Here is a 25,862-nt window from a genome sequence, read left to right as displayed (position 1 = left end):
CCGCCGCGAAAGGGCAAGAACCCATGACCGACCCGACCTCGGCCCAGGTGACCTTGCTGGTGGTGTACTCGCCGCGGCTGGAGGAGTGCCGGCGCTTCTACCAGGATCTCGGCCTGCGTTTCACGGCTGAGCGGCACGGCCGGGGGCCCGGGCACCATGCCGCCATCCTGGCGGGCGGCACGGTCTTCGAGCTCTACCCGGCCCGCCCGGACCGGCGGACCGACGCGCTCCGGCTGGGCTTCGCCGTCGACGGCGCGACCGCCGTCCCGCCGCTCGCCCCAGGGCGCCACCTGCTCACCGACCCCGACGGGCGCACCGTCGAGGTCCACGCCACCTGAACGTCCGGGGCAAGTACTCTGGGCTGATGTTCTCGCCCCAAGGTCCCTCGATGCGTGAACTGGCGGTCCAGGCGCTGTCCTCGGTCGAGCGCGGCTACGACCTGCTCGCCCCGAAGTTCGACCACACCCCTTTCCGCACCCCCGACGTCGTCCTCGACGCGACGGCCGCCGCGCTGCGCCCGCTCGGGCCGTTCGGGCAGGCCCTGGACGTGTGCTGCGGCACCGGCGCGAGCATGCGGATCCTCCGTCCCCTGTGCCAGGGCAGGATCACGGGCGTCGACTTCAGCGCCGGCATGCTCGCGCAGGCGGGGCGCGCGCACCCCGACGCCGAGTGGGTCCAGGCCGACGTCCGCGCCCTGCCCTTCGCCGACGGCTTCGACCTCGCGGTCAGCTTCGGCGCGCTCGGCCACTTCCTGCCTGCTGAACGGCCCGCGCTCTTCGCCGGGGTGCACCGCGCGTTACGGCCGGGCGGGCTCTTCGCCTTCCCGATCGGCGCGCCGCCGCCCATCGCGTCGGGCATGTACTGGGCGCTGCTCGGATTCGACCTGGCCATGCGGGTCCGCAACGCCGTGTGGCGGCCGCCGTTCGTCATGTACTACGGCACCTGCCCGCTGCACGCGGTCCGCGACGACCTGACGGCGGCCGGGTTCGCCGTGACGACGGTCCCCTTGACGGCCCTGGGCCTGCGCGAGGACGGCAGCCCGCGGTGCCGGCTGGTGCTCGCGCGCAGAACCTAGTCCATCGCGACGGTACGCAGGGCGGCGCGGATGCTGCCGGCCGGGTCGCCGAGGTGGTAGATCCGCTCCGACGGTTCGATGCCGTCCAGGAACTCCTGGTAGCGGACGGCGTAGCTCAGGTGGGACAGCGGTTCGGCGATCGCGAGCGCCCGGGCCGGGTCGCACCCGGGCACGCGGGCGGCCCAGGCTTTGATCCAGGCTTCGGCGGCGACGGGTCGTTTGGCGGCGGGAAGCCAGTCGCGGGCCCGGATCCCGTCCAGCACCGGGTTGCCGAGGTGCGCGTCGGCGAAGTCCACCACGGCCGGCGGGCCGCCGTCGCCGCGCCAGTTCCCCGGGTGGAAGTCGCCGTGCACGAGCGTGTCGGGCAGGCCGCACTCGGCCAGCGTCGGCCACCGTTCGACCAGCTCGTACGCCCTGTCCACCTCTTCGGCGGTCAGCTCGCGGCCCACGTCACCGGCGAGCAGGTCGCGGACCCGGCCGGCGACGACGGGCCCGCGACGGTCCGGCAGCCCGGGTGGGACCGCGCCCACCAGCTCGGCCTGTGCGGCGGCCAGCCGCGTCACGGCGCTGCCGATGGTCTCGGCGGAGGCGTCCCAGCAGTCCTCGCCGGGAAGGTGCTCCAGCAGGATCCGCCGCGGTCCCGACGCCACGACCCCGGGGACCAGGCTCGGGTCCAGCGCCGCGAACGCGCCGATGACGGTGGCCTCGTCGGTGGCGAAGGGCGGCGTGGCCTTCAGCCACACCGGGCCTCGGGCGGTGGGCAGGCGGAACAACCCGGACAGGTTCCAGGTGCGGTGCTGCCGGATCGGCCCGGACAGTGGCCGCCCGGCCGTCGTCAGCGCGTCCGCCGCCCAGCCCAGCAGTTCCCGCAGCCCGTCGATCCGCGCCCACGGCATCCGCAGCCGCTCGGGCCCGTTCAGCACCGCAGGGCCGGCAGGGCCGGCAGGGCCGGCAGGGTCGGCAGTGCCGGTGGGATCGGCAGGATCGGCGGGCGGAGTCGTCAGGCGACCGGGTCCGGGCCGTTCGAGCGCTTCGACGTGGTAGGTCACATGACCGCCGCGGCCGCCTTCGCCGCCGTCCACCTCCAGCAGGCGCAGCACCAGGACGTCCACGCCGAGCGCCTGGCGCAGGTGCGCGACGACCGGCGTCACATCGGCCCACCAGGGCACGTCCACCGCGAACGGCCCGACGACACCGAGCCGCTCGTCACCCGAGGTGACCCAGGCGCTGACCGTTCTGTCCATGCGGGCACCTCACAGGGGTTTGCGGTAGATCACCAGGTCACACGAGGTGGCGAGGAGTGGGGCCAGGTCGGGGTACCACTTCTCCACCGGGCTGACGTCCGTGCGCCGGTAGCCCAGCCGGCCGTACCAGTCGGCCAGGAACACCTTCGACGGATGCTCCCACGTGCGGGGCGTGAGGACTTCGAGCTGCATGACGCGGTGCCCGCCGTCCCGGGCCGTGCGCTCGGCGAAGGCGACCAGGTCGCGGCCGATGCCCCGGCGGCGGTGGGCGGGGTCGGCGGCCAGCATGCCGAACTCCGCCGTGTCGTCGTCGAGCGATTGGACGCGTACGCAGCCCACGACCTCCGTCCCCAGCCGGGCCACGGCGATCTGGCCGGCGGCGGTGAGCCCGGCGACCTCGTCGGTGCTCGTACGGGCGGTGCCGTCCTGCCACAACCCCGCCTCCGCGTCCGCGTACACGTCGTTGACCAGGGCGGACACGCGGGTGAGCAGCTCGGTGTCGGTGGCGTCCGCGGCCGGCAGCCGGGACAGTCGAATATCGGTCACGCGCACAGTTTGTCGGATCTTGCCCGAGAACGTGCCCCAGACGCGTCGGTTACCCTGGAACCTCACACGGATGTCAGAGGCAAGGGGGCGATGTGCGCATCGGGGAGCTCGCGTCTCGGGCCGGAGTCAGCGTCCGGTCCCTGCGCTACTACGAGGAGCAGGGGCTGCTCACCAGCACCCGCAGCTCCAGCGGGCAGCGGCACTACACCGACCACGAGGTCTATCGGGTCACGTTCATCCAGCGGCTCTACGCCGCGGGCCTGTCCAGCCGCACCATCGTCGAACTGCTGCCCTGCGTCGACGCGCCCAGCGTGGAAAACTCCGACGCCGCGCTGGAGCGGATGGAGCAGGAGCGCGACCGGCTCTCGGCCCACATCGCCGACCTCATCCACACGCGGGACGCCCTCGACGGGCTGATAGCCGGAAACCGCGCGCATCGGGAGAGCATGACCACGGCGCTGGCCGGCTGACCGGGTCGTGCCACGCGCGCGGCGATGTCGTGCCACGCGCGCGGCGCTTACGAGCCAGATGGAGCCGCGCGCGTGGCATGGAAGCCCTTCAGGCGGGGCCGTGGAGCAGTTCGTGGAACCTCTTGTGCCTTTCGAACGAGGCCGGAGGCCCGGTCTGGGCCTTGGCCTGGGCCGTTGCCGCCCCAGGCGGGGTGGCCGGTTTGCTGGGTTCGTACAGCCAGGTCTGGTAGAGCGCGTCGAGCTGTTCGCCGGAGATCTTCTCCGACAGCGAGATGAACTCGTCGGTGTCGCCGTTGCCGTGCTGCTTGATCTTGGCCCACGCCCTGAGGATGGCGAAGAAGTCCTTGTCGCCGACCTCACCGCGCAGCGCCTGCAGCGTCATGCCGCCACGCCAGTAGACCGAGGCGTAGAACAGGAACGGCGGCGTCGGATCGCCGGGAACCCTGACCCAGAACCGGGGATGATCGGCCGGAAGGCTGTCATAGAGGGCGTTGGCCAGCTCGGCCGCGGTGCCGGTGCCCTCCTTCTCCGACCACAGCCATTCGGCATAGGTGGCGAAACCCTCGTTCAGCCAGATGTCACGCCACCGCTTGAGCGCGACACTGTCGCCGAACCACTGGTGGGCGTTCTCGTGCACCACGACGCTGTCGTCAGGCCCGGTCTCGAAGAAGATCGAGTCGTAGACGGGGTGCGACTGGGTCTCCAGCGCGAAGCCCACGTTCTCGTTGACGACCGAGCCGCCCATCGAGGAGAACGGGTAGCGGCCGAAGACGCTCGCCTCCCAGTCGACGATCTCGGCCGTGCGCTCGACGCTGGCCTTCGCGAACTCCATGCGCGGGCCGAGGGTCACGTCGTACGCGGTGGTCACCGGCAGGCCGGTGGACGAGCGGGACCTGCGCACCTCCATGTCGCCGATGTAGAGCGTGGCCAGATAGGTGGCCATGGGTTTGTCCATCACGTAGTGGACGGTGGTCTTGCCGCGCGAGGTGCGCTTGGAGGCGAGAACGCCGTTGCTGATCACCTGCTTGCCCTCGGGCACGGTGACCGTGATGTCGAACGTGGCCTTGTCCGCCGGGTGGTCGTTGCTCGGGTACCACCACCAGGCGATCTCCGGCTCGCCCAGCGCGAGCGCGCCGTCGGCCCGCTTGATCCACGGCCGGACGATGCCGGGCACCTCGATGGAGCTGGGAACGCCCGCGTAGGTCACCTCGACGACGAACGGCAGGAACCTGGGCAGGGCACGGGCCGGAGTGATCTCCAGTTCGTGCACGCCCGTCCTGGCGAAGGCGGCCGTCCTGCCGTTGACCTTGACCCCCTGCACGTCCAGCAGGAAGTCGAGGTTGAAACGCGTCAGCGTCTGCGAGGCGGTGGCCAGCAAGGTCGTCCGGCCCTCCAGCCGGTCGGTGCCCGGCTGGTAGTTCAGCTTCAGGTCGTAGTGCCTGACGTCGTAGCCCCCGTTTCCGTAGTCGGGGAAGTAGGGGTCTCCGATGCCGGGTGCGCCCGGCGCGCCCGGCCCGCGGTCGGTGGCGGCGGCGGGCAGGGGTACGGCTAGCGTCAGTGCCAAGGCGGCGGCCATCGCGGCGCGCCTGATCGAGCGTGGGAACATGTCCCTCCTCGGGGAGAGCCGATGTTCGCGAAGCTACGCCAGCCGCACGTGCGGGAAAAGTGCGGCCACTTGGCCGGAACCGGCCACCCCGCTGAGGGGCCGCCGGTCCGACGGCCTCCTCAGGTGATGAGACCGGTCCGCTATGCGGCGTAGGTCTCGAATTCGGCGACTCTCGGTCCGCCGGTCGAGCCGGTGATCCTGAAGGTGATCTTGCTCAGTGCGGTCGAGGTGAAGGTGATGGTGCCCGCCCCACTGCCGGACTTCAGGACGGCGCCGGTGCCGGCGTTGACGAGCTGCCAGGCGCCGATGCCGCCCGCGGAGCCGGACGGCTCACGGATGACGACCCTGGAGACCGTCGTGGCGGCGCTCCACTTGATCGAAATGTCACCGGTCGAGCCGGCCGGTGACCAGGAGGTGCTCATGTCGCCGTCGCGCACGTTGCCGTAGCTGGTGCCGTCGGCCTTGCTGGAACCGTCGGAGCCGGCCCCGATGCTGAGGTTGGTCCCGCCGGGCGGAACGGTGGGGGTCACCGTCGGTGTCGCGGTCGGCGTCGCAGTGGGTGTCGCAGTCGGCGTCGCCGTGGGCGTGGTCGGTGCGCAACTACCGTTCGACACCTGCAGCCCCTTGTTGGCGCCTGCCGTCTGGCGGACGATGTCCGGCACGCAGCTCGCCCCGTCGAGGCCGTAGGAGTACGGGACGCTGACGGTGGTGTTGGACTGCGGGTCGGGCCCGGCGGGGTTGTTGTCGCTGCCCGGGCTGGACCAGGTCACGTTGTCGAAGATGTTGCCGCCGACCTGCCAGTAGCCGGCCTCGCTGGTGTAGAAGGTGCCGAGAACGTCCTTGGAGTCCTCGAAGTAGTTGTTGTCCACCTTCGCGCGGGCGCCGGCCCGGGAGTTGATGCCGGACTCGCGCAGGTTCACGTAATGGTTGTTGTAGATGTGGGCGATGCCGCCGCGCAGCAGGGGAGTGCGGGAGTCGATGTTCTCGTACCGGTTGTGGTGGAAGGTGATGAAACCGTTCGAGCGGTCGCTCTCGCTGGATCCGATGAGCCCGCCGCGGCCGGAGTTGCGCAGGATGGCGTACGACAGCGTCACGTACTGGGTGTCGTCCTTCATGTCGAAGAGGCCGTCGAAGCCCTCCGACTCCCCGCCCGAGGCCTCCAGGGTGACGTGGTCGACCCACACGTTGCGGACGCCGCTCTCCATGCCGATGGCGTCGCCGCCGTTGGACGTGGGCGAGCCCGACTTCTTCACGTTCCGTACGGTCACGTTCTGGATGATGATGTTGCGGGACTCGCGGATGTGGATGCCGAGCTGGTCGAAGACGGCCCCGCCGCCGACCCCGATGATCGTGACGTTGCTGATCTGCTTGAGCTCGATCACACCGGCGGCGGTGTTGCAGCTTCCGCCCGACACCTTGGTGGTGTTGCCGTGGTTGATCGTCCCCTCGACCTCGATGGTGATCGGGGTGCTGCTGCTGGCCCGGCCGCACAGGGCCGCGTGGATCGCGGTTCCCGTGGTGGCCCGCACCGTCTGCCCGCCCGCGCCGCCGGTGGTCCCGCCGTTGGCGGTCGCGTAGCCGGTGGCGCTGCCGGCCGCCGCCGACGCCGCCTGGATCACCGGCAGGGCCACCCCGACCGCGGCCGCGGTGGCCGCCGCGGCCAGCGCTGCCCCGAGTCGTAACACGACTGCTCGTCTCATGCTCGTCCCACCTTCGCGTCGCTGGATGACGACACGGTAGGAAAGCGCTTTCCGAGTGTCAACGCGCCATGAAACTTTCACCGGCCCCGGTCGCGTGAACCGGGGCCGGTGAAAGGCGATCAGCCGGTGAGGAAGAACTCGATGACCGGTACGGCCACGTCAGGGCGCTGAACAGGCAGGTCGATGGTCAGGGCGTCCGGGGACGGGGCGGCGATCGAGGTGTTCTTGGCCGTCTGGGACGGGTCGATGACCCGCGTACGGATCTCCGACGCGTCGTGCAGGAACTGGGCGTACTTCACGCGCCCGGCCAGCCCCGGCAGGTGCAGGTGGCGGAACGGCCAGGCGAACAGGTGCAGATAGAGCCGATCGCCGCGCTGGGTGTAACGGCAGTCGGGAGGCGCGGCGAACTCGCTGGGCCCGCAGCCGTAGATGGAGCGGGAGTTCAGCTCCATCCAGGCGCCGATGTCGGCCAGGGTCCGACGGGCACGGGGGTCGATCTGGCCGCGTCCGTCGGGGCCCACGTTGAGCAGCAGGTTGCCGCCCTTGGCGACGCTGTCGACCAGCATGCGTACGAGCAGGTCGGGGGACTTGTAGTCGAGGTTGTCCCGGTCGTAGCCCCAGCTGCCGTTGAGGGTCTGGCAGGCCTCCCACGGCACCTCGCGGCCGTCGATGGTCATCGGCCCCGCGGGCTGGTACTGCTCGGGGGTGACGAAGTCGCCGGGGATGTCGAGCCGGTCGTTGACGATGATGCCGGGCTGGAGCTCGCGCACCATCTCCAGCAGCTCAGGGGAGCGCCAGTCGTCGGCGCCCTTGCCGCCCCAGGAGTCCGGCCTGTTCCGATAGGAGAAGTCGAAGAACAGGTAGTCGATCTGGCCGTAGTCGGTGAGCAGTTCGCGCACCTGGGCGTGCAGGTAGTCGGCGTACTTGGAGACGTCGCGGTCCTTGGCGGCGGCCTTGAACGCCTCGTCGTCGCGCTGCGGGTGCAGGGAGTCGACGGGGAACTCGGGGTGGTGCCAGTCGATCAGCGAGTGGTAGAAGCCGACCTTCAGCCCTGCCGCGCGCACGGCCTCCACGTAGGGAGCGATCAGGTCCTTGCCCCAGGGAGTGCGGGTCGACTTGTAGTCGGTCTGCGCCGAGTCCCACAGGCAGAAGCCGTCGTGGTGCTTGGTGGTGAGGACGACGTAGCGCATGCCGGCCTCCTTGGCCAGCCGTGCCCACTCCGCCGGGTCGTACAGGTCGGGGTCGAAGTGGTCGAAATAGCGCTGGTAGTCCTCATCGGTCAGTTGTTCGCGGTTCTTCACCCACTCATGGCGTGCGGCCAGAGCGTACAGGCCCCAGTGCACGAACATGCCGAACCGGGATTCGGAGAACCAGGCGTGGTCCACAACATTCCTTTCAATGAGTTTCATCGGCCGCCGAGACCGCTGGTCGCGATCCCGCGAATGAGGTGTTTCTGCAGGAGGATGAGCAGGGCCGCACTGGGCGCCATGGAGATCACCGAGGCGGCCATGACGAGGTTCCACTGGCTGCCCTGCTGGCCGAAGAAGAGCTGCAGGCCCAGCGGGACGGTGCCGAACTCGTCCACCGAGTTGATGATGATCAACGGCCACAGGAAGCTGTTCCAGTAACCGATGAAGGTGAAGACCGCCAGCACCGCGAGCGCGGGCCTGATCAGCGGCATCAGGATGCTGGTGAAGATCCGCACCGATCCCGCGCCGTCGATGCGGGCGCTCTCGGACATCTCTTCCGGGATGGTCAGGAAGAACTGCCGCAGCATGAACGTCCCGAAGGCGGTGAACGCCCAAGGGAAGATCAGCGCCTGGAAGGAGTCCACCCAGCCGAACCAGCGCATCAGGATGAACATCGGCACGACCAGCACTTCCTGGGGGATCATCAGCGTGGCCAGGAAGACCAGGAAGACGCCGTTGCGACCGCGCCAGCGCAGCCGCGAGAAGGCGTACGCCGACATGGCCGACGACACCAGCACCACGATGGTGCCGATGACGGCCACGGCGAGCCCGTTGAGCACGAACCGCCCGAACGGCAGGTACGCCAGCGCCTCGGTGTAGTTCTCCCACCGGAACACCGATCCGAGCAGGCTCGGCGGCGAGCTGAACACCTCGTCGGCGCGCTTGAACGACGTGGCCACCATGTACACCAGCGGTGACACGAAAGCGGCGGCCACCAGGTAGAGCGCGACGTGCGAGACGACCAGCTTGACGCGCCGGATCACGTGGTCAGACATCGTAGTTCACCCACCTGCGCTGGCCGGCGAACTGCACCGCGGTCACACCCAGGATCAGCACGAACACGATCCAGGCCCCGGCGGACGCGAGTCCGAACTGATAGATCGAGAACCCCTTGTCGTAGACGAACATCATGAGCGTCTGGGTGTCCATGCCCGGCCCTCCGCCGGTCATCAGGAACGGCTGGGTGAAGACCTGGAAAGACGTGATGAGCGTCATGGTCGAGGCGAAGAACAGCGCCGGGGAGATCATCGGCAGCATGATGCGGAAGAACTGCCGCCACGGTCCCGCCCCGTCGATCTGCGCCGCCTCCAGGAGGTGCCGTGGGATGGCGTCCAGCGCGGCCGAGAAGACCAGCATGTTGTAGCCGAACCCCTGCCACACGCTCATCGCGACCACGGCGAACATGGCCCAGCCCTGTTCGCCGAGGAAGTTCGGCGCGTGGACGCCGGTGGCGGCGTACAGCGTGCCGTCGATGAGCCCGTTCGGCTGGTAGATCATCCGCCAGACGATCGCGTTGGCCACCATCGGCGTGACCACGGGCAGGAAGAACACCACCCGCAGCACCTTGCGGCCCTTGATCCGCGGCCCGATCCACACCGCCAGCCCCACCGACACGATGAGGTTGAGCGGCAGGTAGAGCACCACGAACAGCAGCGTGTTGAGCAGCGCCCGCACGAACACGGGATCGCTGAACAGCGTCGCGAAGTTCTCCAGCCCGGTGAAGGTGCGCTCACCCACCGCGGGCCACTGGAAGAACGCCATCACCAGGGACAACACGATCGGGAAGAGGGTGAACAGCGTCAACCCGAACAGGCTGGGCCCGGCGAACAGCGCCGCTGCCCGCCCATCACGGCGCAGGCGCCGGGGTTTGGCTTCGTCGTGCACGTCGCTCCCTACGCCGGTGACTGCTGCTGCACCTGGCTGAGTACGTCGGCCGCCGTGGCCTGCCCGTTGAGGGCCTGGATGCCGTATTGGGCCAGCAGCTTCTCCACCGGATCCCAGTTCCTGGTCGTCCGGAACGGCTTCGCGGAGGCGTTGGCGGCGTCGAGGACGGGCTTGGCGCCCTCGAAGGCGTTCTCGTACCACGTGTTCTGTACGGACTTGCGCGCCGGATAGGCGCGTCCGACCGAGCCGAGCTGCCCGAGCACTTCCGCGCTGGTCATCGTGCTGATCGCCTTGAACGCCTCGTCGGGGTACGGGCAGGACTGGGAGATGCCGAAGCCGGACCCGGCCGAGTAGCTCTTGGTCCCGTTCGGACCGGCGGGGATGGTGGCCAGGCCCACGTCGAACTTGGCCTGCGCCTTGAGCTCCAGGACGGACCAGGGGCCGTTCACCGACATCGCCACGGCGCCGCTGAGGAACTGGGTCTCGGCCCAGTTGTTGTTCACGCCGGGCACCTTGGGCGCGACGCCCTGCTTGCCGGGCAGGTCCGCGTACCACTGGAAGCCGGCCTTCATCGGCTCGGTGGTGAGGGTGAGCTTGCCGGAGGCGTCCAGCGGCTCCGCGCCCGACTGAGACATGATCATCGAGAACATTCCCAGGGCCGAGGGGTAGGCCACGAAACCGTACTTGCCGCCGGTGGTCAGCTTCTTGGCCGCCGACTCGAAGTCCGCCACGCTCCAGCCGACCTTCGGCGCCGGCACGCCGGCCGCCTTGAACATGTCCTTGTTGTAGGTGATGATCAGCGATCCGACGTCGTAGGGCAGCGCGTACTGTTTGCCGCCCGAGGCCAGCCCCTCCATGATCGAGGAGTCGAAGTCGGCGACGTCGAGGTTGTTCTTCTTGATCAGGTCGTCCAGGGGCCGCATGCCACTGACGTAGCCGCCGGTGCGCAGGCTCTGCATGGACACGATGCACGCCGCGCTGCCGCCGGCCAGGCGGGTGCCGAGTTTGGTGAAGTAGTCGTTGAACGGTGACGTCTCTAGCGTGATCTTGATGTTCGGGTACTTCTGGGTGACCTGGTCGGCTACCTTCTGCCAGGCATTTCGGTCCTCTGTTCCGGACGCCCACATCGACCAGGTGAGCGCCACGGCACCGTTGGCCGCCTTGCTGCCACCTGGCGTTTCCTGCCCGTCGCCCCCGCAACCGGCCGTTAGTCCGCCCGCGATGACCACCGCAGTCGCGACCGCCAATGATCTCCGACCGCCATGCATCCGCCTGCCCATCGCAGCTCCACTCAATAAGCTCGGGGCCGAGTTAATTGTTTCGAAATTAGGACGTCGCAATCCGTAATGTCAATGAGATCGCGGGAGGAAATATCCGATGACTTCGTGTCGAACGGCCGGTCGTGACGATCTGACCGGTGCCGGGATCGGGGCGCCGGCCGGTGTCGCGGGCGCCCTGGGGCACGACCTGTGCGCGGCCTCGGCGGCACGACCGTAAACGCCCTTCTGGCCAGCGATTACCTAGGGATCTTGGGATGGCGGACCGGCCCCGGAGGCCGCCGCGACCCTCGGCATGCGGGCGGTGACCGACTGCCTCGCCGCCGTGGGAGCGTGACCAGATAGCCGCGCGAGCACATCCGATGTATTTCCGTCGAGCAAGGGTTTCGGTCACGGTCGTTGATCGGTACGCTGCCACCGTGACCGGAGACACCGATATGTCGACGCGGCACCGGCCCGAGCCGTGCCATGGCCCGGCCAAGGCGGTTGACAGCCGGGGAGCGCCGGTTCAGGATCTCTGCGTGCGGGAAAACGCGTAAGAGGCTTCTGGGCGTCCGGTGGGCCGCCCTGTCCTTCCTGGTGCGCGCGCTGCCTGGGAGAACCGCTCTCCAACCGCTGCCGGCCGTCTTCGGCGGCCTGGTCGGGCTGATCGCCGGAATCCTTCCCGAGACCATCCGCGAGGGCGGTTCAGGTCAGCGGCTCGCCGTCCCGCTGGTCGCGCAGGAGCCGGCGACCTCGGCCTGAATGGGTCTTCTGCCGGTGCTACGAGCACCACCTCCCGGGCCGCGTGATGGACGCGACCCTGGGCACGCGATTCGAGGATTCCCGGCTTTCCGCGCTCGCCGACCGGTCCGTCCGGCTCGCCGGGCTCGATCCCGGTGACCTGGTCGACGGTACGCATGACGATCTCATCCGTCGTGGCGGTCCGTACGCGGAGATGTACCGCCTGCAGGCGTCGTCGTACCGGTAACGGAAAATTTCAGAGGTTTACAGACCGTGAAAGAATTTTTGAGCAGAAGGCGCAAAACTCTGGACCAACGGCTCCCCGGCAGCGACTATTCGATCATCTATCGAATGCCGTGGTTGTGCCCAGGTGACCGTTGTCCTGGCGTGGCCCCGGCTCAGGACTGCCCGTAGTGACGGATCGCCTACCGGACGGCGATCGCGTTCAGCGGCAAGGAAGGGCTGGTCGCACCGCACGGCTCACGCGGCCAGCCGCCCCGTGAACCCCCCTGGAGAAAAGCTTAATGGATCTTCCGGACGAGTTAGACCTGCCAGACTCCCGATGGAACGGCCTTCAACAGACCCCCCAGAATCCGGATCGCCCGGACCCGTCGTGGAATCGTTTCGCGACGGACCAGGCCAAGCCCGAATCCCGCTGGCCACGCAGGCTGGCACCTATCGTCTCGGTCGTCATGCTGGTGGAGATGGCGTACGCCGTGCCCGCCTACGCGGCGCCGCGCGAGGCGCCGGCCGTACAGAAGGAAGCGCCGGTGACGGGGGAGAAGGTCCCCGTCAAGCCGCCGCTGGCCGATCCAGCCGCCAAGCAGGCGTGGAAGGCGGCGCCCGCCGTCTCCTGGCCCAAGCCGCAGAAGGCGGAGCTGGGCGGTTCCGTCTCCACCCTGGCGGCCGGCTTCCCGGTGAAGCTGGCGGCGGGGACGGCCAAGACGGCACAGGCGGCGGACCCCGTGAGTGTCGAGCTGCTCGACAGCGACCGGCTCGGCCTGACGATGCGCGTTTCCCCTGGTCAGGGCGCCACGGCCAGGACGGCGAAGAAGACCTCCCTGGAGATCGACTACTCCGGCTTCCGTTACGCCTACGGCGGTGACTACGGCTCCCGGCTGCGCCTGGTGAAGCTGGACGAGTGCGCGCTGGACGCCCGCGCGGCGAACTGCGCGGCGCCCGAGCCGGTGAAGAGCGACAACAACGCGAAGACCGGCACGGTGACCGCCGAGGTCGAGACCAACGGCCTGTACGCGCTCACCGCGGCCGCGTCCGGCCCGTCGGGCGACCACTCGGCCACCTCGCTGTCGGCTTCGTCCGACTGGAGCGTGGGCCCGCAGTCGGGTGACTTCACCTGGGGCTACGAGATGCGCACCCCTCCGGCGCTGGGCGGTGAGGAGCCGGGCCTGTCGCTGGGCTACTCCTCGCAGAGCGTGGACGGGCGCACCGTCTCCACCAACAACCAGACGTCCTGGGCGGGGGAGGGCTTCGAGTTCAACCCCGGCGGCTTCATCGAGCGCCGCTACAAGGCCTGCATGCTCGACGGCAAGAAGACCGGCGACCTGTGCTGGGACCAGGACAACGCCATCATGTCCCTGGGCGACTCGTCGGTCGAGCTCGTCAAGGACGTCACCACGAAGCAGTGGCGGCCCAAGCGGGACGACGGCACCAGGATCGAGGCGCTGACCGGCGCCACGAACGGTGACAACAACGGTGAGCACTGGCGGGTCACCACGCCGGACGGCACCCAGTACACCTTCGGCCTGAACCGCCTGCCCGGCTGGGCGACCGGCAAGGCCGAGTCCAAGTCCGTGCAGACCGTGCCGGTGTTCGGCAACAACAGCGGTGAGCCCTGCTACAACAGCACCCCGGCCAACGCCTGGTGCCAGCAGGCGTACCGGTGGAACCTCGACTACGAGGTGGACACGCACGGCAACGCGACCACGTACTGGTACGCCCAAGAGGGCAACTACTACGGCCGCAACATGAAGCCGGAGCTGGGCACGCCGTACATCCGCGGCGCGTACCTCACCCGGATCGACTACGGCTACCTGAAGAACGAGCTGTTCACCAAGGCGCCGGCCGCCCGCGTGCTGTTCGACGTGGCCGAGCGCTGCCTGCCCAGCGGCACGATCACCTGCGCCGCCGACCAGCTCAAGAAGGAGACCGCGGGCTCCTGGCCGGACGTGCCGTTCGACCAGATCTGCGACTCCGGCGTGAAGTGCACCGACCGCCTGGCTCCGACGTTCTTCACGCGTAAGCGCCTGGCCAAGGTCACCACCCAGATCCTCAACGCCGCCGGCCAGTACGCGGCGGTGGACTCCTGGGCGCTGACCCACCAGTTCCCCGCTTCGGGCGACGGCATGAGCCCGGCGCTCTGGCTGGCCTCGATCCAGCAGAGCGGCCACGTGGGCGGCACGCTGTCGCTGCCCCCGGTGAAGTTCACCGGCGTGCAGCTGCCCAACCGGGTGGACGCCAATGAGGGCCGCGCTCCGCTGATCAAGTGGCGCGTCCAGGCCGTCAACAACGAGTCCGGCGGCGAGCTGCGGATCAACTACTCGGCGGCCGACTGCAAGCCGGGCGACGTTCCCGCGGCGGACAAGAACGCCAGGCGCTGCTTCCCGCAGCGCTGGGCGCCGCCGAACGAGGCCGAGGTCACCGACTGGTTCCACAAGTATCTGGTCACCCAGACGGTCGAGGTCGACCGCGTCGCCGGCTCGCCGAGCGTGGTCACCAACTATGAGTATCTCGACGGCGCCGCCTGGCGTTACGCCGAGAACATCCTGGTCAAGCCCGAGCACCGCACGTGGGCCGACTACCGCGGCTACGGCCGGGTCCGCGTCCGTGAGGGCGACGGCCAGGACGGCAAGCGCACGATGACGGAGTTCCGCTACTTCCGCGGCATGCACGGCGACAAGCAGGCCGACGGCTCCAAGCGCAGCGCGCAGGTCGAGGACACCGAGGGCGTCAAGATCGACGACCTCGACCAGCTCGCGGGCTTCGAGCGGGAGGAGATCCTGTTCGACGGTGACGGCGGGGCGCTCCTGACCGCGACCGCGCAGAAGCCGTGGTCGGTCAAGACGGCCGAGTCCACGCAGGGCGGCGTCACCAAGGCCGCGCACGTGGTCCAGCCCGAGTCCATGGTCACCCGCACCGCGCTGCCGGGGGACAAGTGGCGGCGTACCGGCGAAGACCGCTCGTACGACGCCAAGGGCCTGCTCCTCCAGGTGGACGAGAAGAACGACCTGGCCAGCGGCGACGACGACGAGTGCATTCGCTACACCTACGCCCGCAACGACACCTCCTGGATGCTCGACTACCCCAGCCGGGTCCAGAAGGTCGCCGCCGGTTGCGGCACCTCGGTGTCCACGCTGGCCGCCGGTGAGGTGCTCGCCGATGAGAAGATCCAGTACGACGGCCAGGCGAACGGCCAGCCGCCCACCAAGGGTGACGTGACCGCGGTCCAGGAGCTCGTCTCGGCGGACGGCGCGACGATCACCGGCACCACCCGCACCTACGACGCGTACGGCCGGGAGACCAGCGAGACCGACCCGGTCGGCACCAAGTCCGTGACCACCTACAGCCCGGCGGCCGGCGCCCCGGCGAGGGAGACCACGGAGACCAACCAGCTCGGCCACACCGAGCGCACCCAGGTCGAGCCGGCCTGGGGCGAGCCCGTGGCCGAGATCGACGCCAACAACCGCCGCGTGGACATGGAGTACGACGCGCTCGGCCGCCTGACCAAGGTCTGGCAGCCCGACCGCAGCAAGGCGGCGAACCAGTCGCCCAGCACCGAGTACACCTACACGATGCGCACCGACGGTCCCAGCATCGTCACCACCAAGACGCTGGGCGCCGACGGCAACTACACCACCAGCCACGAGCTGTTCGACGGCCTGATGCGCGAGCGCCAGACCCAGGAACCCGCGCCCCAGGACGACCAGACGTCGGATCCCGCGCTGCGTGACGGGCGCACGATCACCGACACCTTCTACAACTCCCAGGGCGAGGAGTACAAGGCCAACACCGGCTACTTCGCCACCGGGACGCCCGGCACCGACCTGCTGGCGGTTGCGGACGCCGTCGTCCCCAACCAGGTCGTGACGCTGTTCGACGGCACGGGTGAGACCAACGCCGAGGTCATGAAGGTGAAGGGGGTGGAGAAGTACCGGGTCACGGCCAAGGAGGAGGGCGACCGGCTCCACGTCACACCGCCGGCGGGCGGCACCGCGACCACCCGGATCGGTGACGCGCAGGACCGGCTCATCGAGCTGCGCCAGTACAAGGGCGCGACTCCGACCGGCGAGTACGACTCCACCAAGTACACCTACGACATCGCCGGCCGCCTGTCGACGGTGACGGACCCGGCGGGCAACGTCTGGCGTCACCACTACGACCTGCGCGGACGGGAGATCAAGACCGAGGACCCCGACAAGGGCGTCACGTCCACCACGTACAACGACGCCGACGAGGTCGTCACCACCACCGACGCTCGCGGCAAGACCCTCTGGTACGGCTACGACGCTCTGGGTCGCAAGACGCACCTGCGCGAGGGTTCGGCGAGCGGCCCGCTGCTGGCCGAGTGGAAGTACGACGGGCTCGCCAAGGGAGAACTGCACGCCACCATCCGGTACGCGGGCGGCCAGGAGTACAAGGCGGAGATCAACTCCATCGACGCCGACTACCGCGCCCTGCGCCAGACCGTCACCATCCCCGAGCGGGAGGGCAAGCTGGCCGGCTCGTACCAGCTCAACACCCGCTACACGCTCGACGACCAGGTCCAGTCGGTCAGCTTCCCGGCGGGCGGCGGCCTGGCCGAGGAGTCGGTCGTCTACGGCTACGACGGGCTCAGCCAGCCGACCAAGGTCACCGGCCTGTCGGCGTACGTGAGCGCGGCCCGCTACTCCAAGATGGGTGAGACCCTCCAGTACGAGCTGGGCGAGGGCACCAAGAAGACCTGGCTCACCTACACCCACGACGAGGGCACCCGCAGGCTGAACAGCATGCGCCTCGACCGGGCCGGTTCCGCCGCCAGCGACATGGACATCAACTACACCTACGACGCGTCCGGCAACGTCACCAAGATCGCCGACAAGGCGGCCCAGGACACGCAGTGCTTCAAGCACGACTATCTGCGGCGTCTGACCTCGGCGTGGACGGCCACCGACGACTGCGCCTCCGGCAGCCCGACCTCGGGCAAGATCGGCGGCGTGGCTCCGTACGCGGTCAGCTACGCCTACGACGTCACCGGCAACCGGACGAAGGAGACCAAGCACGCCTGGGGCGGCACGGCCGAGACCGTACGCGACTTCACCTACCCGGCGGCGGGCGGCAAGCAGCCGCACGCTCTGCAGGCCGTCGGCGCGGACGTGTTCGGCTACGACGCGGCGGGCAACACCACCCGGCGCAAGGTCGGCACCTCCGACCAGGCGCTGGTCTGGGACGCCGAGGGCAACCTGGAGTCGGTGACCGAGGCGGGCAAGACGACGTCGTTCCTGTACGACGCCGACGGTGACCGGCTGCTCCGCAAGACCGCCACCGACGCCACCCTCTACATCGACGACATGGAGCTGCGCTTCGACTACGCCAAGGACGTCGTCGAGCAGACCCGCTACTACACCATCGGTGGCGAGGCCATCGCGGTGCGCACGTCCGACGACCAGGTCTTCTTCATGGCCAACGACCACCAGGGCACCGCACAGGCCATGGTGAACGCCGGCACCGGAGACGTGGCCATCCGCAGGCAGACCGCCTTCGGTGAGGATCGCGGGACCGCGCCACCCTGGTGGCCCGGACAACGCGGGTTCGTCGGCGGCACCAAGGACGCGACCACCGGCCTCGTCCACCTCGGCGCCCGCGAGTACGACCCCAGGAACGGCCGCTTCCTGTCGGTCGACCCGATCATCGACGAGAGTGACCCGCAGCAGCTCAACGCCTACGCCTACGCCAACAACAGCCCCGTCACGATGAGCGACCCCGACGGCCAGCTCGTCTGGTTCGTCGTCGGCATCGCGGCGCGGATCGCGGCGCGGGCCATCGCCAGGAAGCTGGCCCAGGCCGCTGCCCGGCGGGCCGCGGCGGCGGCCGCCAGGCGGGCGGCACTCGCCGCCGCCAGGCGGAGGGCCGCGGCGCTGGCCAGGAAGCGCGCCCTGGAGGCGGCCAAGCGGCGGGCCGCGGAGGCGGCCAAGAAGAAGGCGGCGGAAGCGGCCAGGAAGCGGGCCGCGGAAGCCGCCAAGAAGAGGGCGGCGCAGATCGCCAGGAAGAAGGCGGCACTGGCCAGGCAGCGGGCGGCCGCCGCCGCGGCCAGGCGCAGGGCGGCAGCGGCGGCTCGCAGGGCCGCGGCGGCCAGGCGACGGGCCGCGGCCGCACGCAGGGCCGTGACCAGGCGGGCGAGCAGGCCCAAGACCACGGTCAGGCATCGTCCGTCCGTCCGTCCGAGCAGCCGCAGGGCTACTCAACGGCAGTCACCGCCCAAGACGCAGCGCAGTGCGCCGAACAGCGGTCAGAGTCAGTCGCGTGGGATGTCCGACGCGCAGAGACGCTCGGTCGACGAGCAGTTGGGAAGGGTGCAGCCCACCGGGTCCCACCAGGGGACCGCCTGGAAGCAGGCCGAGACGATGGCTGACCAGGGCACCGGGCACGGCCCGGCCTCGAAGCCATACATTTCGGACTCTCCGTCCTCGAAGATGCCGACGATCCTCTGGCGCATCTGGCAGGTCCTCAGGCCGCTGGAGCCCCCGGGCTAACCCGGCGTAGGAAGAGCTCCCGCACCATTCGGTGCGGGAGCTCTTTTGCGTCGTGGGCCGGAGGGGCCACGCTGGACACGTGGCTGTGCGCGTCTCGTTCCGCGCCGCGCGGGCGGCGGCCGCCGTCACCATGGCCGTCCGGTGGATCCTGGGCCTGCCGGTGCTCGGCCGGCGGGACCGGTCGGTGGCCGGGGAGCTGAGGGTGCGGACGCGGGGGTCGAGGTCGACGAACCGCTGCTCTGCCTGCTGGACGGCGCGACGACCGAGGCCATGCGGAACGTGCTGCGCGACGTCACACGGGACCCGGCCGGCGATCGGCGGCGAGATGGAGGGGATCGGCGTCTACGCGGCGGCCGCCAAGGAGAAGGTGGACTGGATCGTGGTGAAGTCGATCTGCGACTGGGGGATGGGCGAGAACGACGACTGGCACGCGGCCGCGTCGCGTAACGCGGCCGAGTTCGTACGGGATGTGCTGCTCAACGGCGGGCTGGACTCAAGGCCGGTTTGACCGCTTTCGCGCGGGTCAGCCGGTTGCCTGGCAGCCGTCGGGGGAGGGGCTGCGGCGTTTGCGGGGGGCCGCGGAGCGGGGCGGCTGGGCGCGCATGTGGTCGCGGACGCGGGTCATGATGTCGCCGAGATGGTGCAGGTCGCCGTCGGTGAGGGGGTCGAACAGCAGGTGGCGGGCGACCTGGATGTGGCCGGGCAGGACGGTGGCGACGCGTTCGAGGCCCGCCGGGGTGATGGTGACCAGGGTGGCGCGCTCGTCGTCGGGGCTGGGGTCGCGGGTGACGAGCCCGGCCTTCTCCAACTGGGCGGCCTGGTAGGTGAGGCCGCTGCGGCTGTAGACGACGCCGTCGGCGAGCGCGGTCATGGTCAACTGCCGTCCTGGGACGCCGGCCAGGCGGGCCAGGAGCTGGAACTGCACCCAGCTCAGGTCGCCTTCCGTACGTAGCTGCTGCTCGACGGCGTGCTGGAGCAGGCTGACGGCCTCCATGAGGGCGAAGTAGGCGCCGAGCTGCTCGGGTGCGAGGGCGCCGTGATCGTCGTCGGTCACGGCTCCATCGTACCTATTTCGAATTCAAAGCAGGCCCGCCGACCATCGGCGGGCCTGCTTCGATACCGAGTCAGTGAACGGCGCCCGCGGCGCGTTCCTTGGCCAGGCGCTCCTCGCCCGACAGCGTGTTGAGCGGCTTCTCCTTGATGAACAGGACGGCCACCAGCGCGAGCGCGGTGAGGGGCACGCCGATGAGGAACAGGTCGGCGGTGGCGGTCGCGTACACGTCCTGGATGACGCGCACGACGGGGGCCGGCAGCTTGGAGATGTCGGGTACGGCGTGGCTGTCGCCACCCCCACCGGCGGCGGCCATCGGGCCGAGCTTCTCCGTCATGAGCGTGGTGATCCGGTTGGCCAGCACCGCGCCCAGCGCGCTGACGCCGACCGCGCCGCCCATGCTGCGGAAGAAGGTCAGCATCGAGGTGGTGGCGCCCAGGTCGTGGGCGGGCACGTCGTTCTGGGCGGCGAGGACCAGGTTCTGCATCAGCATGCCGACGCCGATGCCGAGCACCGCCATGTAGGCGCCGAGCAGGACCGTGCTGGTCTGGCCGTCGATGGTGCTGAGCAGGCCCATCCCGCCGAGCATGACGACGCCGCCGGCCACCAGGAAGCCCTTCCAGCGGCCCCACTTGGTGATGAGCTGGCCCGCCACCGTGGAGGAGATCAGCAGGCCGAACACCATCGGCAGGCTCATCAACCCGGCGACCGTCGGCGACTTGCCGAGCGCCACCTGGAAGTACTGCGACAGGAAGACCGTACCGCCGAACATGGCCACGCCGACCAGCACGCTGGCCACGGTGGCCAGGGCGACGGTGCGGTTCTTGAAGATGGACAGCGGGATGATCGGCTCGGCGGCCCGCGACTCCACCCAGACGGCCAGCGCGAGGATGACCACGCCGCCGGTCACGAGCGCGGCGGTCTGCCAGGAGCCCCACGCGAACTGGTTGCCCGCCAGCGACGACCAGATCAGCAGGGTGGACACGCCCACCGTGATGAGCAGGGCGCCCAGGTAGTCGACCTTGACGTCCTTGCGGACCACCGGCAGGTTGAGGGTGCGCTGCAGCAGGACGATGGCCAGGATCGTGAACGGCACGCCGATGAGGAAGCACCAGCGCCAGCCGAGCCAGGAGGTGTCCACGAGCACACCGCCGATGAGCGGGCCCGCGACGGTGCCGACGCCGAACACGGCGCCGAAGATGCCGGCGTACCGGCCGAGCTCACGCGGCGGGATCATGGCCGCCATCACGACCATGGCCAGCGCGGTCATGCCGCCGGCGCCGACGCCCTGGACGACGCGGCTGACGATGAGGATCTCGACGTTCGGCGTGAGGCCCGCGATCAGCGAGCCCACCACGAACAGTCCCAGTGAGAGCTGGATCAGCAGCTTCTTGTTGTACAGGTCGGCCATCTTGCCCCAGAGCGGCACCGTGGCGGTCATGGCCAGCAGTTCGGCGGTGACGATCCAGGTGTAGACGGTCTGCGAGCCTTGCAGGTCGGTGATGATGCGCGGCAGGGCGTTGGCCACGACGGTCGAGGCCAGGATGGACACGAACATGCCCACCATCAGTCCCGACAGCGCCTGCAGAACCTTCCTCCTGGACGTGGGCGCCGCGGCCTCGGGCTGCGCGCTGACGGTTGTCATCTTTCCTCGATCTCTTGGGCAGGGACCGGCGCTGGGTCGGCGCCGGTTGAACGGAAACGTTTACAGGGACGTTCGAAAGGGGGTGACCAGGACGATCACGGATTGGGCAGGCCGGCGGCGAGCTGGGCGAACCCCTCGTCGACCAGATCGGCCAGCTCCGGAAGCCCGTCCGCGGCACTCCAGCGGATCATCGCCACCCGGAAGGCGGCCATGGCCGCCGCGGTCGCCAGCTCGGGATATCCGCTGGTGCCCGGCTCGACACCGGCGCGGCGGGCGACGGCGTCCGTTATGGCACGCTCGGTCTCGGTGCCGCTGGTGACCAGCCGCGGGAGCAGCGACGGGTTCTGCTCGAACACCTTCAGCCGCAGCAGCCACTGCTCGCGCCGCTCCTGAACCCGCTCCGCCTCGGCCCGCGACATCCGCCGCAACGCCTCCAGGACCGGTATGTCGGCGGGCATGGCTTCCAGCTTCTCCCGCAGCTCGGCGGCGGAGGCCGGACTGGGGCCGATGAGCGCGTCTTCCTTGGACGGAAAGTAGTTGAAGAACGTACGTGAAGAGACGTCCACGGCCTCGGCGATGTCCTCCACCGTGACCCCCGCCAGGCCACGCTCGGCCACCAGCGTCAGGGCGGCCTGCTCCAGCGCCGCCCGAGTCTCGAGCTTCTTACGGTCCCTCCGGCCGAGCTCGTCAGCGCTGTCCACGATGGTCACAGTGTCGAGGATAGTGAGGAACTTTCATAATCTGCAATATTTCAGTGTCTGAAGTGCGGCAGATCACATACTGGCGCCCATTCCCTCCGCCCACACCAGGTGGAAGCCGCCGTATTCCTCGCTGTCGAAGCCGAACGAGGCCAGGAGGTCGTACAGATCAGTGACGTGAGGCATTCCGCCATGATCGGCCAGCGCCGCCGGGCCGAGTGGCAGAACCGCGGCCCGCGGTGTCGGACCCGGGCGGTAGCGTGCCACCGCACTCTCACTCGATTCCGCGCCGGGAGCCGATATGACCGACGCCTATTCGCCCATTCCCGAACTGAACCTGCTCAAGGAGTTCTCCGACGGTCCTGGGGAGGACGCCTTCTCGGACGGGTTCGAGTTCTATGAGTACGACCGGCCCGATGCCGGCTTGGTGGAGTGGCTGGGTCTTGAAGGACGGGAGGAGGAGGTGCGCGGTCATCTCGACCGGCTCACACCCTTCGCTCAGGCCACCGGCTCGGGTTCGTTCTGGGCCCTGTGGCGTTGCGACGACCGCGACGACCGCGCCACACTTCCTGTCGTCCGCTTCGGCGACGAAGGTGATCTCGACATCGTCGAGGGCCTGCGCAACCTGTTCCTGCTGCTCACGATCGACGACGAGTCGTTCATCTTCCAGGATGAGGAGCACTCTCCTGGGCACGAGGCGTACGTGGCGTGGCTGCGGGAGACGTTCGGCCTGACCCCGCCCACCGAGCCGGAAGCGGACGAGATCCTCAGGTCGGGAGGCGAGAAGTACGGTGTCCGGTTCGTGGACTGGCTGGCGGAGTTCGGGTCCCAGGAGATCGACTTCGACTCGTGGCGTAAGGAGTTCGGCGGCTCCTGAGCGCTCCGCCGAATCGGGATCTAGTCGAAGGTGAGCGCGCCCAGATCACGGAAGACCTGGGCGAGGCCGCGGATGGCGGGAGTCTCCTCGTCGTTCCGCCAGACCAGGCCCCAGCTGATCGGGCGGGCTTCCCTGATCGGCAGGTAGGCGATGTCGGGCCGGGCGTTGTAGCGGATGGCGTGCCAGTGAACGGGCTGAACGACCTGGCCGTCGGCGACGAGTGTGGCCATTTCATCCCAGGTCGTGATCGGTGCCGTGCGCGTGACCGGGCGGCCCTTGGGGGTGCTGAAGGGCACCGCGGTGTCTTCCCAGTAGTCGGGCAGCGTGATCGACGGTCCGCACACGCCGTACTGGCCGAGCGCTTCGAGGGTGGCCGATCCCCGCATGACCAGTTCGTGGTCGGCGGCCACCATCAGGGCCCGGGGCTCGGTCCAGATGACGGGGCCGGCGGTGAGGTCCGGCTCCTCGACCGGAAACCAGCTGACCAGGACGTCGATCGTGCCGCTGCGGAGGGGTTTGAACGGTTCGACGAAGAGGTTGTGCCGGATCTGCAGCCCCCACTGGGGATGCCGGGCGCGGAAAGCGTCCCAGAACGGACGCAGATCGTAGGCGAAGCTGGGGATCATGCCGACGCGGAGCACCCCGGTCTTGCCCTGAGCCGCCAGGCTGGCTCGTTTGATGCTCTCCAGTAGCTCTCGGTAGACCGGCCGGAGATCGTCCCGGAGTTGCTCGCCGATCGGCGTCAGCCGTACGGAGCGGCTCGTCCGGTAGAACAGGTCGGCCCCGATGCGCCGTTCCTGCTGTTTGATCACCTGGCTCACTCGCGCGTGGGTGATACGTAACCGCTCGGCGGTGCGACCGAAATGCAGCTCTTCGGCCAGCGTCAGGAAGACCTCGATGTCACGAAGTTCCACGTCCACCTTCCATCGGTAAGTCGCGCTTACCGGAGCATAGCGAAGTGCGTCGTTGATCAGGATCGTCCGAAATTCCACCATATGAAGAGCGGTCATCGAGCAAAGGAACCAGCATGATCCTGATCACCGGAGCCAACGGCGTCGTCGGACGCCAGGTGATGAACCTGTTGCTGCGGGAGGGCACGGCCGTCGCCGCGGTCACGCGCGGTCACGGCGAGGCCCGGCTTCCCGAGGGCGTGAAAGCCGTCGGTGGTGACCTGTTTCAGCCCCAGTGGCTTGAGGCGGCACTGGAAGGGGTGGAAGCGATACAGATCAGCCCGCGTGCCACCGGCCCCGGCCTCGGCGACTTATTGGAGCTGGCCGTCAAGCAGGGCGTACGGCGCGCGGTGCTGCTGTCGGCCACCACCGTGGAGTATCCGGCGGGGGAGGCCCGCTTCGCCGCCCAGTTCAAGCTCGCCGAGGACCTCGTCACCGGCTCCGGCCTGGACTGGACGGTCCTGCGGCTGGCCGACTTCGCCGCCAACGCACTGGCCTGGGCGCCCCAGATCAAGGCCGGTGACGTGGTGCGCGGCGCGTACGGCCAGGCCCTCACCTCACCGATTCACGAAACCGACATCGCGGCCGTCGCCGTACAAGCCCTCCGGACCGGCGGGCACACGGGGGCGACCTACACGCTGACCGGGCCGGGGCCGTTGGACCAGTTCGAGAAGGTGCGGCTCATCGGCGCCGCCATCGGCCGGGAGCTGTCCTTCCAGGAGCTCCCGCCCGAGCAGGTCCGGCAGGGCATGCTCGCGCAAGGCCTGCCCGAGGAGGTGCCCGCCCGCCTGCTCGGCTCCCTGGCCGACTACGCCCAGCGCCCGGGCCCCACCACCGGCACCGTGGAAGACCTCCTGGGCCGCCCCGCACTCACCTTCGCCGACTGGGCACGCGACAACGCGCCCGCCTTCAGCGGCTGAGCACCAGAGGGAGAGACCTCATGAACGACACCCACCGGATCGTGGTCATCGGTGGCGGCTACACGGGCATGTTCAGCGCCATCCGCCTGGCCCACCGTACCCGGCGGCTCCGCGTCCAGATCACGCTGGTCAACCCGTCGAGCCGGTTCACCGAACGGCTGCGGATGCACCAGATCGCCGCCGGGCAGCGCCTGGCCGACCACCAGATCCCCGATCTGCTCGCCGGGACCGGCGTCGCCTTCGTGCGGGGCGCCGCCACCGCCATCGACACGGACGCGCGCCAGGTCGTGGTGGACGGTGGCGCGGCGACGCTGGACTACGAGACCCTGGTGTACGCCCTCGGCAGCTCGACGGACACCGGCAAGGTCCCCGGCGCCGACGTCCACGCGCACACCCTCAACAGCCCCCAGACCGCCGAGCGGTTCGCCGCCCGCCTCGCCGAAATGGTCGGCGGCGCCGTCACCGTCTGCGGCGGCGGGCTCACCGGCATCGAGGCGGCCACCGAGATCGCCGAGAGCCACCCCGGCCTGAACGTCACGCTGATCAGCCTCGACGAGCCCGCCACGATGATGGGCGGCAAGGCCCGCGCCTACCTGATGCGTGCCATCGAACGGCTGGGCATCACGCTCAAGACCGGCGCCAAGATCACCAAGGTCCTCCCCGACGCGGTCGAACTGGAGGGCGGCGAACTGGTCCACTCCGACGCCTGCCTCTGGACCACCGGCGTGAAGGTCTCGCCGCTCGCCGCCGACGCCGGGATCGCGGTCGACGAGCGCGGCCTGATCCTGGTCGACGCCACTCTCCGGTCGACCTCCCACCCCGAGATCCACGCGATCGGCGACGCCGCGGCGGTCCGCCTGCCCTGGGGGCAGATCCATGGGACCTGCCAGAGCGGCATGCCCACCGCCCAGTACACCGCCGACGCCATCGCCCGCCGGCTGCGCGGCAAGAGGGTCGAGCCATTCCGGTTCGGCTATTTCCACCAGCCGGTCAGCCTGGGCCGCCGCGACGCGGTCATCCAGTTCACCAAGGCCGACGACACCCCAGGCCGCTGGTATCTCACCGGCCGGGCCGCCGTCGCGTACAAGGAGACGGTCAGCGGCAGCCCGCTCACGACCTACCGCCTCAGCAAGCACATGAACGTCACCACCATCGTCTCGAAGGGCACCCGCGAGCCCGCGGCCTGACTGCCCCAACCGA

At 69.4% G+C, this 25,862-nt stretch carries 22 protein-coding genes; 10 read left to right on the top strand and 12 right to left on the bottom strand.

Features of this window, described 5'->3' with window-relative positions:
* Positions 1–23: 23 nt before the first annotated feature.
* Positions 24–338, top strand: a complete 315-nt coding sequence (locus tag C4V41_RS55690) for a VOC family protein (protein WP_103964180.1) — start codon at positions 24–26, stop codon at positions 336–338.
* Positions 339–388: 50 nt separating this feature from the next.
* Positions 389–1,075, top strand: coding sequence for a class I SAM-dependent methyltransferase (locus tag C4V41_RS55685; RefSeq protein ID WP_235030998.1), 687 nt, complete (start codon positions 389–391; stop codon positions 1,073–1,075).
* Here C4V41_RS55685 and C4V41_RS55680 read toward each other — a convergent pair.
* Both C4V41_RS55680 and C4V41_RS55675 read right to left on the bottom strand, forming a co-directional pair.
* Positions 1,072–2,319: an aminoglycoside phosphotransferase family protein gene (locus tag C4V41_RS55680; protein ID WP_103964178.1), complete on the bottom strand. Its 1,248-nt coding sequence runs from the start codon at positions 2,317–2,319 to the stop codon at positions 1,072–1,074. The genes C4V41_RS55685 and C4V41_RS55680 overlap by 4 nt on opposite strands.
* A gap of 9 nt (positions 2,320–2,328) precedes the next feature.
* Positions 2,329–2,865 carry a GNAT family N-acetyltransferase gene (locus tag C4V41_RS55675; protein WP_200824932.1) on the bottom strand — a complete coding sequence of 179 codons (537 nt, stop codon included), beginning with the start codon at positions 2,863–2,865 and terminating at the stop codon, positions 2,329–2,331.
* Positions 2,866–2,957: 92 nt separating this feature from the next.
* Here C4V41_RS55675 and C4V41_RS55670 point away from each other — a divergent pair, with 92 nt between their 5' ends.
* Entirely contained in the window at positions 2,958–3,335 is a 378-nt protein-coding gene (locus C4V41_RS55670; RefSeq protein WP_103964177.1) for a MerR family transcriptional regulator, read from the top strand.
* Between the two features lie 88 nt (positions 3,336–3,423).
* Here C4V41_RS55670 and C4V41_RS55665 read toward each other — a convergent pair whose 3' ends face one another.
* The 6 genes from C4V41_RS55665 to C4V41_RS55640 all read right to left on the bottom strand — a co-directional run bounded on the left by C4V41_RS55665 (position 3,424) and on the right by C4V41_RS55640 (position 11,022).
* A complete protein-coding gene (locus C4V41_RS55665; RefSeq protein ID WP_235030997.1) occupies positions 3,424–4,941 on the bottom strand; it encodes a M1 family metallopeptidase in 1,518 nt (505 codons plus the stop codon).
* Between the two features lie 140 nt (positions 4,942–5,081).
* Positions 5,082–6,641, bottom strand: coding sequence for a pectate lyase family protein (locus tag C4V41_RS55660; RefSeq protein ID WP_103964176.1), 1,560 nt, complete (start codon positions 6,639–6,641; stop codon positions 5,082–5,084).
* A 119-nt stretch (positions 6,642–6,760) separates the two neighbouring features.
* Positions 6,761–8,026 carry an alpha-L-fucosidase gene (locus C4V41_RS55655; protein WP_200824931.1) on the bottom strand — a complete coding sequence of 422 codons (1,266 nt, stop codon included), beginning with the start codon at positions 8,024–8,026 and terminating at the stop codon, positions 6,761–6,763.
* A 20-nt stretch (positions 8,027–8,046) separates the two neighbouring features.
* Entirely contained in the window at positions 8,047–8,886 is an 840-nt protein-coding gene (locus C4V41_RS55650; RefSeq protein ID WP_103964174.1) for a carbohydrate ABC transporter permease, read from the bottom strand.
* Positions 8,879–9,775, bottom strand: a complete 897-nt coding sequence (locus C4V41_RS55645; RefSeq protein ID WP_200824930.1) for a carbohydrate ABC transporter permease — start codon at positions 9,773–9,775, stop codon at positions 8,879–8,881. Before C4V41_RS55645 ends, C4V41_RS55650 begins: the two co-directional genes overlap by 8 nt.
* Before the next feature lie 8 nt (positions 9,776–9,783).
* On the bottom strand, positions 9,784–11,022 hold the full coding sequence (locus tag C4V41_RS55640) for an ABC transporter substrate-binding protein (RefSeq protein ID WP_160150748.1): 1,239 nt from the start codon (positions 11,020–11,022) through the stop codon (positions 9,784–9,786).
* A 609-nt stretch (positions 11,023–11,631) separates the two neighbouring features.
* On the opposite strand from C4V41_RS55640, the gene C4V41_RS62540 reads away from it, so the two are divergent.
* The 4 genes from C4V41_RS62540 to C4V41_RS55620 all read left to right on the top strand — a co-directional run bounded on the left by C4V41_RS62540 (position 11,632) and on the right by C4V41_RS55620 (position 19,029).
* Entirely contained in the window at positions 11,632–11,796 is a 165-nt protein-coding gene (locus C4V41_RS62540) for a hypothetical protein (protein WP_160150747.1), read from the top strand.
* Positions 11,797–11,839: 43 nt separating this feature from the next.
* Positions 11,840–12,022: a hypothetical protein gene (locus tag C4V41_RS55630; protein WP_235030996.1), complete on the top strand. Its 183-nt coding sequence runs from the start codon at positions 11,840–11,842 to the stop codon at positions 12,020–12,022.
* A 445-nt stretch (positions 12,023–12,467) separates the two neighbouring features.
* Positions 12,468–18,521, top strand: coding sequence for an RHS repeat domain-containing protein (locus C4V41_RS55625; RefSeq protein WP_103964170.1), 6,054 nt, complete (start codon positions 12,468–12,470; stop codon positions 18,519–18,521).
* A 79-nt stretch (positions 18,522–18,600) separates the two neighbouring features.
* Positions 18,601–19,029, top strand: a complete 429-nt coding sequence (locus tag C4V41_RS55620) for a hypothetical protein (protein WP_146104208.1) — start codon at positions 18,601–18,603, stop codon at positions 19,027–19,029.
* A 15-nt stretch (positions 19,030–19,044) separates the two neighbouring features.
* Here the strand turns inward: C4V41_RS55620 and C4V41_RS55615 are convergent, their stop codons facing one another.
* The 3 genes from C4V41_RS55615 to C4V41_RS55605 form a co-directional block, all read right to left on the bottom strand.
* Complete coding sequence (locus C4V41_RS55615; RefSeq protein WP_235030995.1) at positions 19,045–19,575, bottom strand: MarR family winged helix-turn-helix transcriptional regulator; 531 nt, start codon at positions 19,573–19,575, stop codon at positions 19,045–19,047.
* 70 nt (positions 19,576–19,645) lie between these two features.
* A complete protein-coding gene (locus C4V41_RS55610; RefSeq protein WP_103964168.1) occupies positions 19,646–21,217 on the bottom strand; it encodes an MDR family MFS transporter in 1,572 nt (523 codons plus the stop codon).
* 95 nt (positions 21,218–21,312) lie between these two features.
* Complete coding sequence (locus tag C4V41_RS55605; RefSeq protein WP_235030994.1) at positions 21,313–21,927, bottom strand: acyl-CoA-like ligand-binding transcription factor; 615 nt, start codon at positions 21,925–21,927, stop codon at positions 21,313–21,315.
* A gap of 289 nt (positions 21,928–22,216) precedes the next feature.
* On the opposite strand from C4V41_RS55605, the gene C4V41_RS55600 reads away from it, so the two are divergent.
* Complete coding sequence (locus C4V41_RS55600) at positions 22,217–22,792, top strand: hypothetical protein (protein WP_103964167.1); 576 nt, start codon at positions 22,217–22,219, stop codon at positions 22,790–22,792.
* Between the two features lie 20 nt (positions 22,793–22,812).
* Here C4V41_RS55600 and C4V41_RS55595 read toward each other — a convergent pair whose 3' ends face one another.
* Positions 22,813–23,706: a LysR family transcriptional regulator gene (locus tag C4V41_RS55595; RefSeq protein ID WP_103964166.1), complete on the bottom strand. Its 894-nt coding sequence runs from the start codon at positions 23,704–23,706 to the stop codon at positions 22,813–22,815.
* A gap of 113 nt (positions 23,707–23,819) precedes the next feature.
* Between C4V41_RS55595 and C4V41_RS55590 the strand changes: the two genes are divergently transcribed.
* On the top strand, positions 23,820–24,662 hold the full coding sequence (locus C4V41_RS55590) for an NAD(P)H-binding protein (protein WP_103964165.1): 843 nt from the start codon (positions 23,820–23,822) through the stop codon (positions 24,660–24,662).
* Between the two features lie 20 nt (positions 24,663–24,682).
* On the top strand, positions 24,683–25,849 hold the full coding sequence (locus C4V41_RS55585) for an NAD(P)/FAD-dependent oxidoreductase (RefSeq protein ID WP_103964164.1): 1,167 nt from the start codon (positions 24,683–24,685) through the stop codon (positions 25,847–25,849).
* Positions 25,850–25,862 lie beyond the last annotated feature (13 nt).

The sequence above is a fragment of the Nonomuraea solani genome (genome assembly GCF_900108335.1).
Classification (GTDB): domain Bacteria; phylum Actinomycetota; class Actinomycetes; order Streptosporangiales; family Streptosporangiaceae; genus Nonomuraea; species Nonomuraea solani.
This window is presented reverse-complemented; position numbering and strand designations above follow the sequence as displayed.

Coding starts and splice junctions, on each gene's coding strand:
- C4V41_RS55690 (WP_103964180.1), top strand. CDS start 24: ATGACCGACCCGACCTCGGCCCAGGTGACCTTGCTGGTGGTGTACTCG.
- C4V41_RS55685 (WP_235030998.1), top strand. CDS start 389: ATGCGTGAACTGGCGGTCCAGGCGCTGTCCTCGGTCGAGCGCGGCTAC.
- C4V41_RS55680 (WP_103964178.1), bottom strand. CDS start 2,319: ATGGACAGAACGGTCAGCGCCTGGGTCACCTCGGGTGACGAGCGGCTC.
- C4V41_RS55665 (WP_235030997.1), bottom strand. CDS start 4,941: ATGTTCCCACGCTCGATCAGGCGCGCCGCGATGGCCGCCGCCTTGGCA.
- C4V41_RS55660 (WP_103964176.1), bottom strand. CDS start 6,641: ATGAGACGAGCAGTCGTGTTACGACTCGGGGCAGCGCTGGCCGCGGCG.
- C4V41_RS55650 (WP_103964174.1), bottom strand. CDS start 8,886: ATGTCTGACCACGTGATCCGGCGCGTCAAGCTGGTCGTCTCGCACGTC.
- C4V41_RS55625 (WP_103964170.1), top strand. CDS start 12,468: ATGCTGGTGGAGATGGCGTACGCCGTGCCCGCCTACGCGGCGCCGCGC.
- C4V41_RS55610 (WP_103964168.1), bottom strand. CDS start 21,217: ATGACAACCGTCAGCGCGCAGCCCGAGGCCGCGGCGCCCACGTCCAGG.
- C4V41_RS55600 (WP_103964167.1), top strand. CDS start 22,217: ATGACCGACGCCTATTCGCCCATTCCCGAACTGAACCTGCTCAAGGAG.
- C4V41_RS55590 (WP_103964165.1), top strand. CDS start 23,820: ATGATCCTGATCACCGGAGCCAACGGCGTCGTCGGACGCCAGGTGATG.
- C4V41_RS55585 (WP_103964164.1), top strand. CDS start 24,683: ATGAACGACACCCACCGGATCGTGGTCATCGGTGGCGGCTACACGGGC.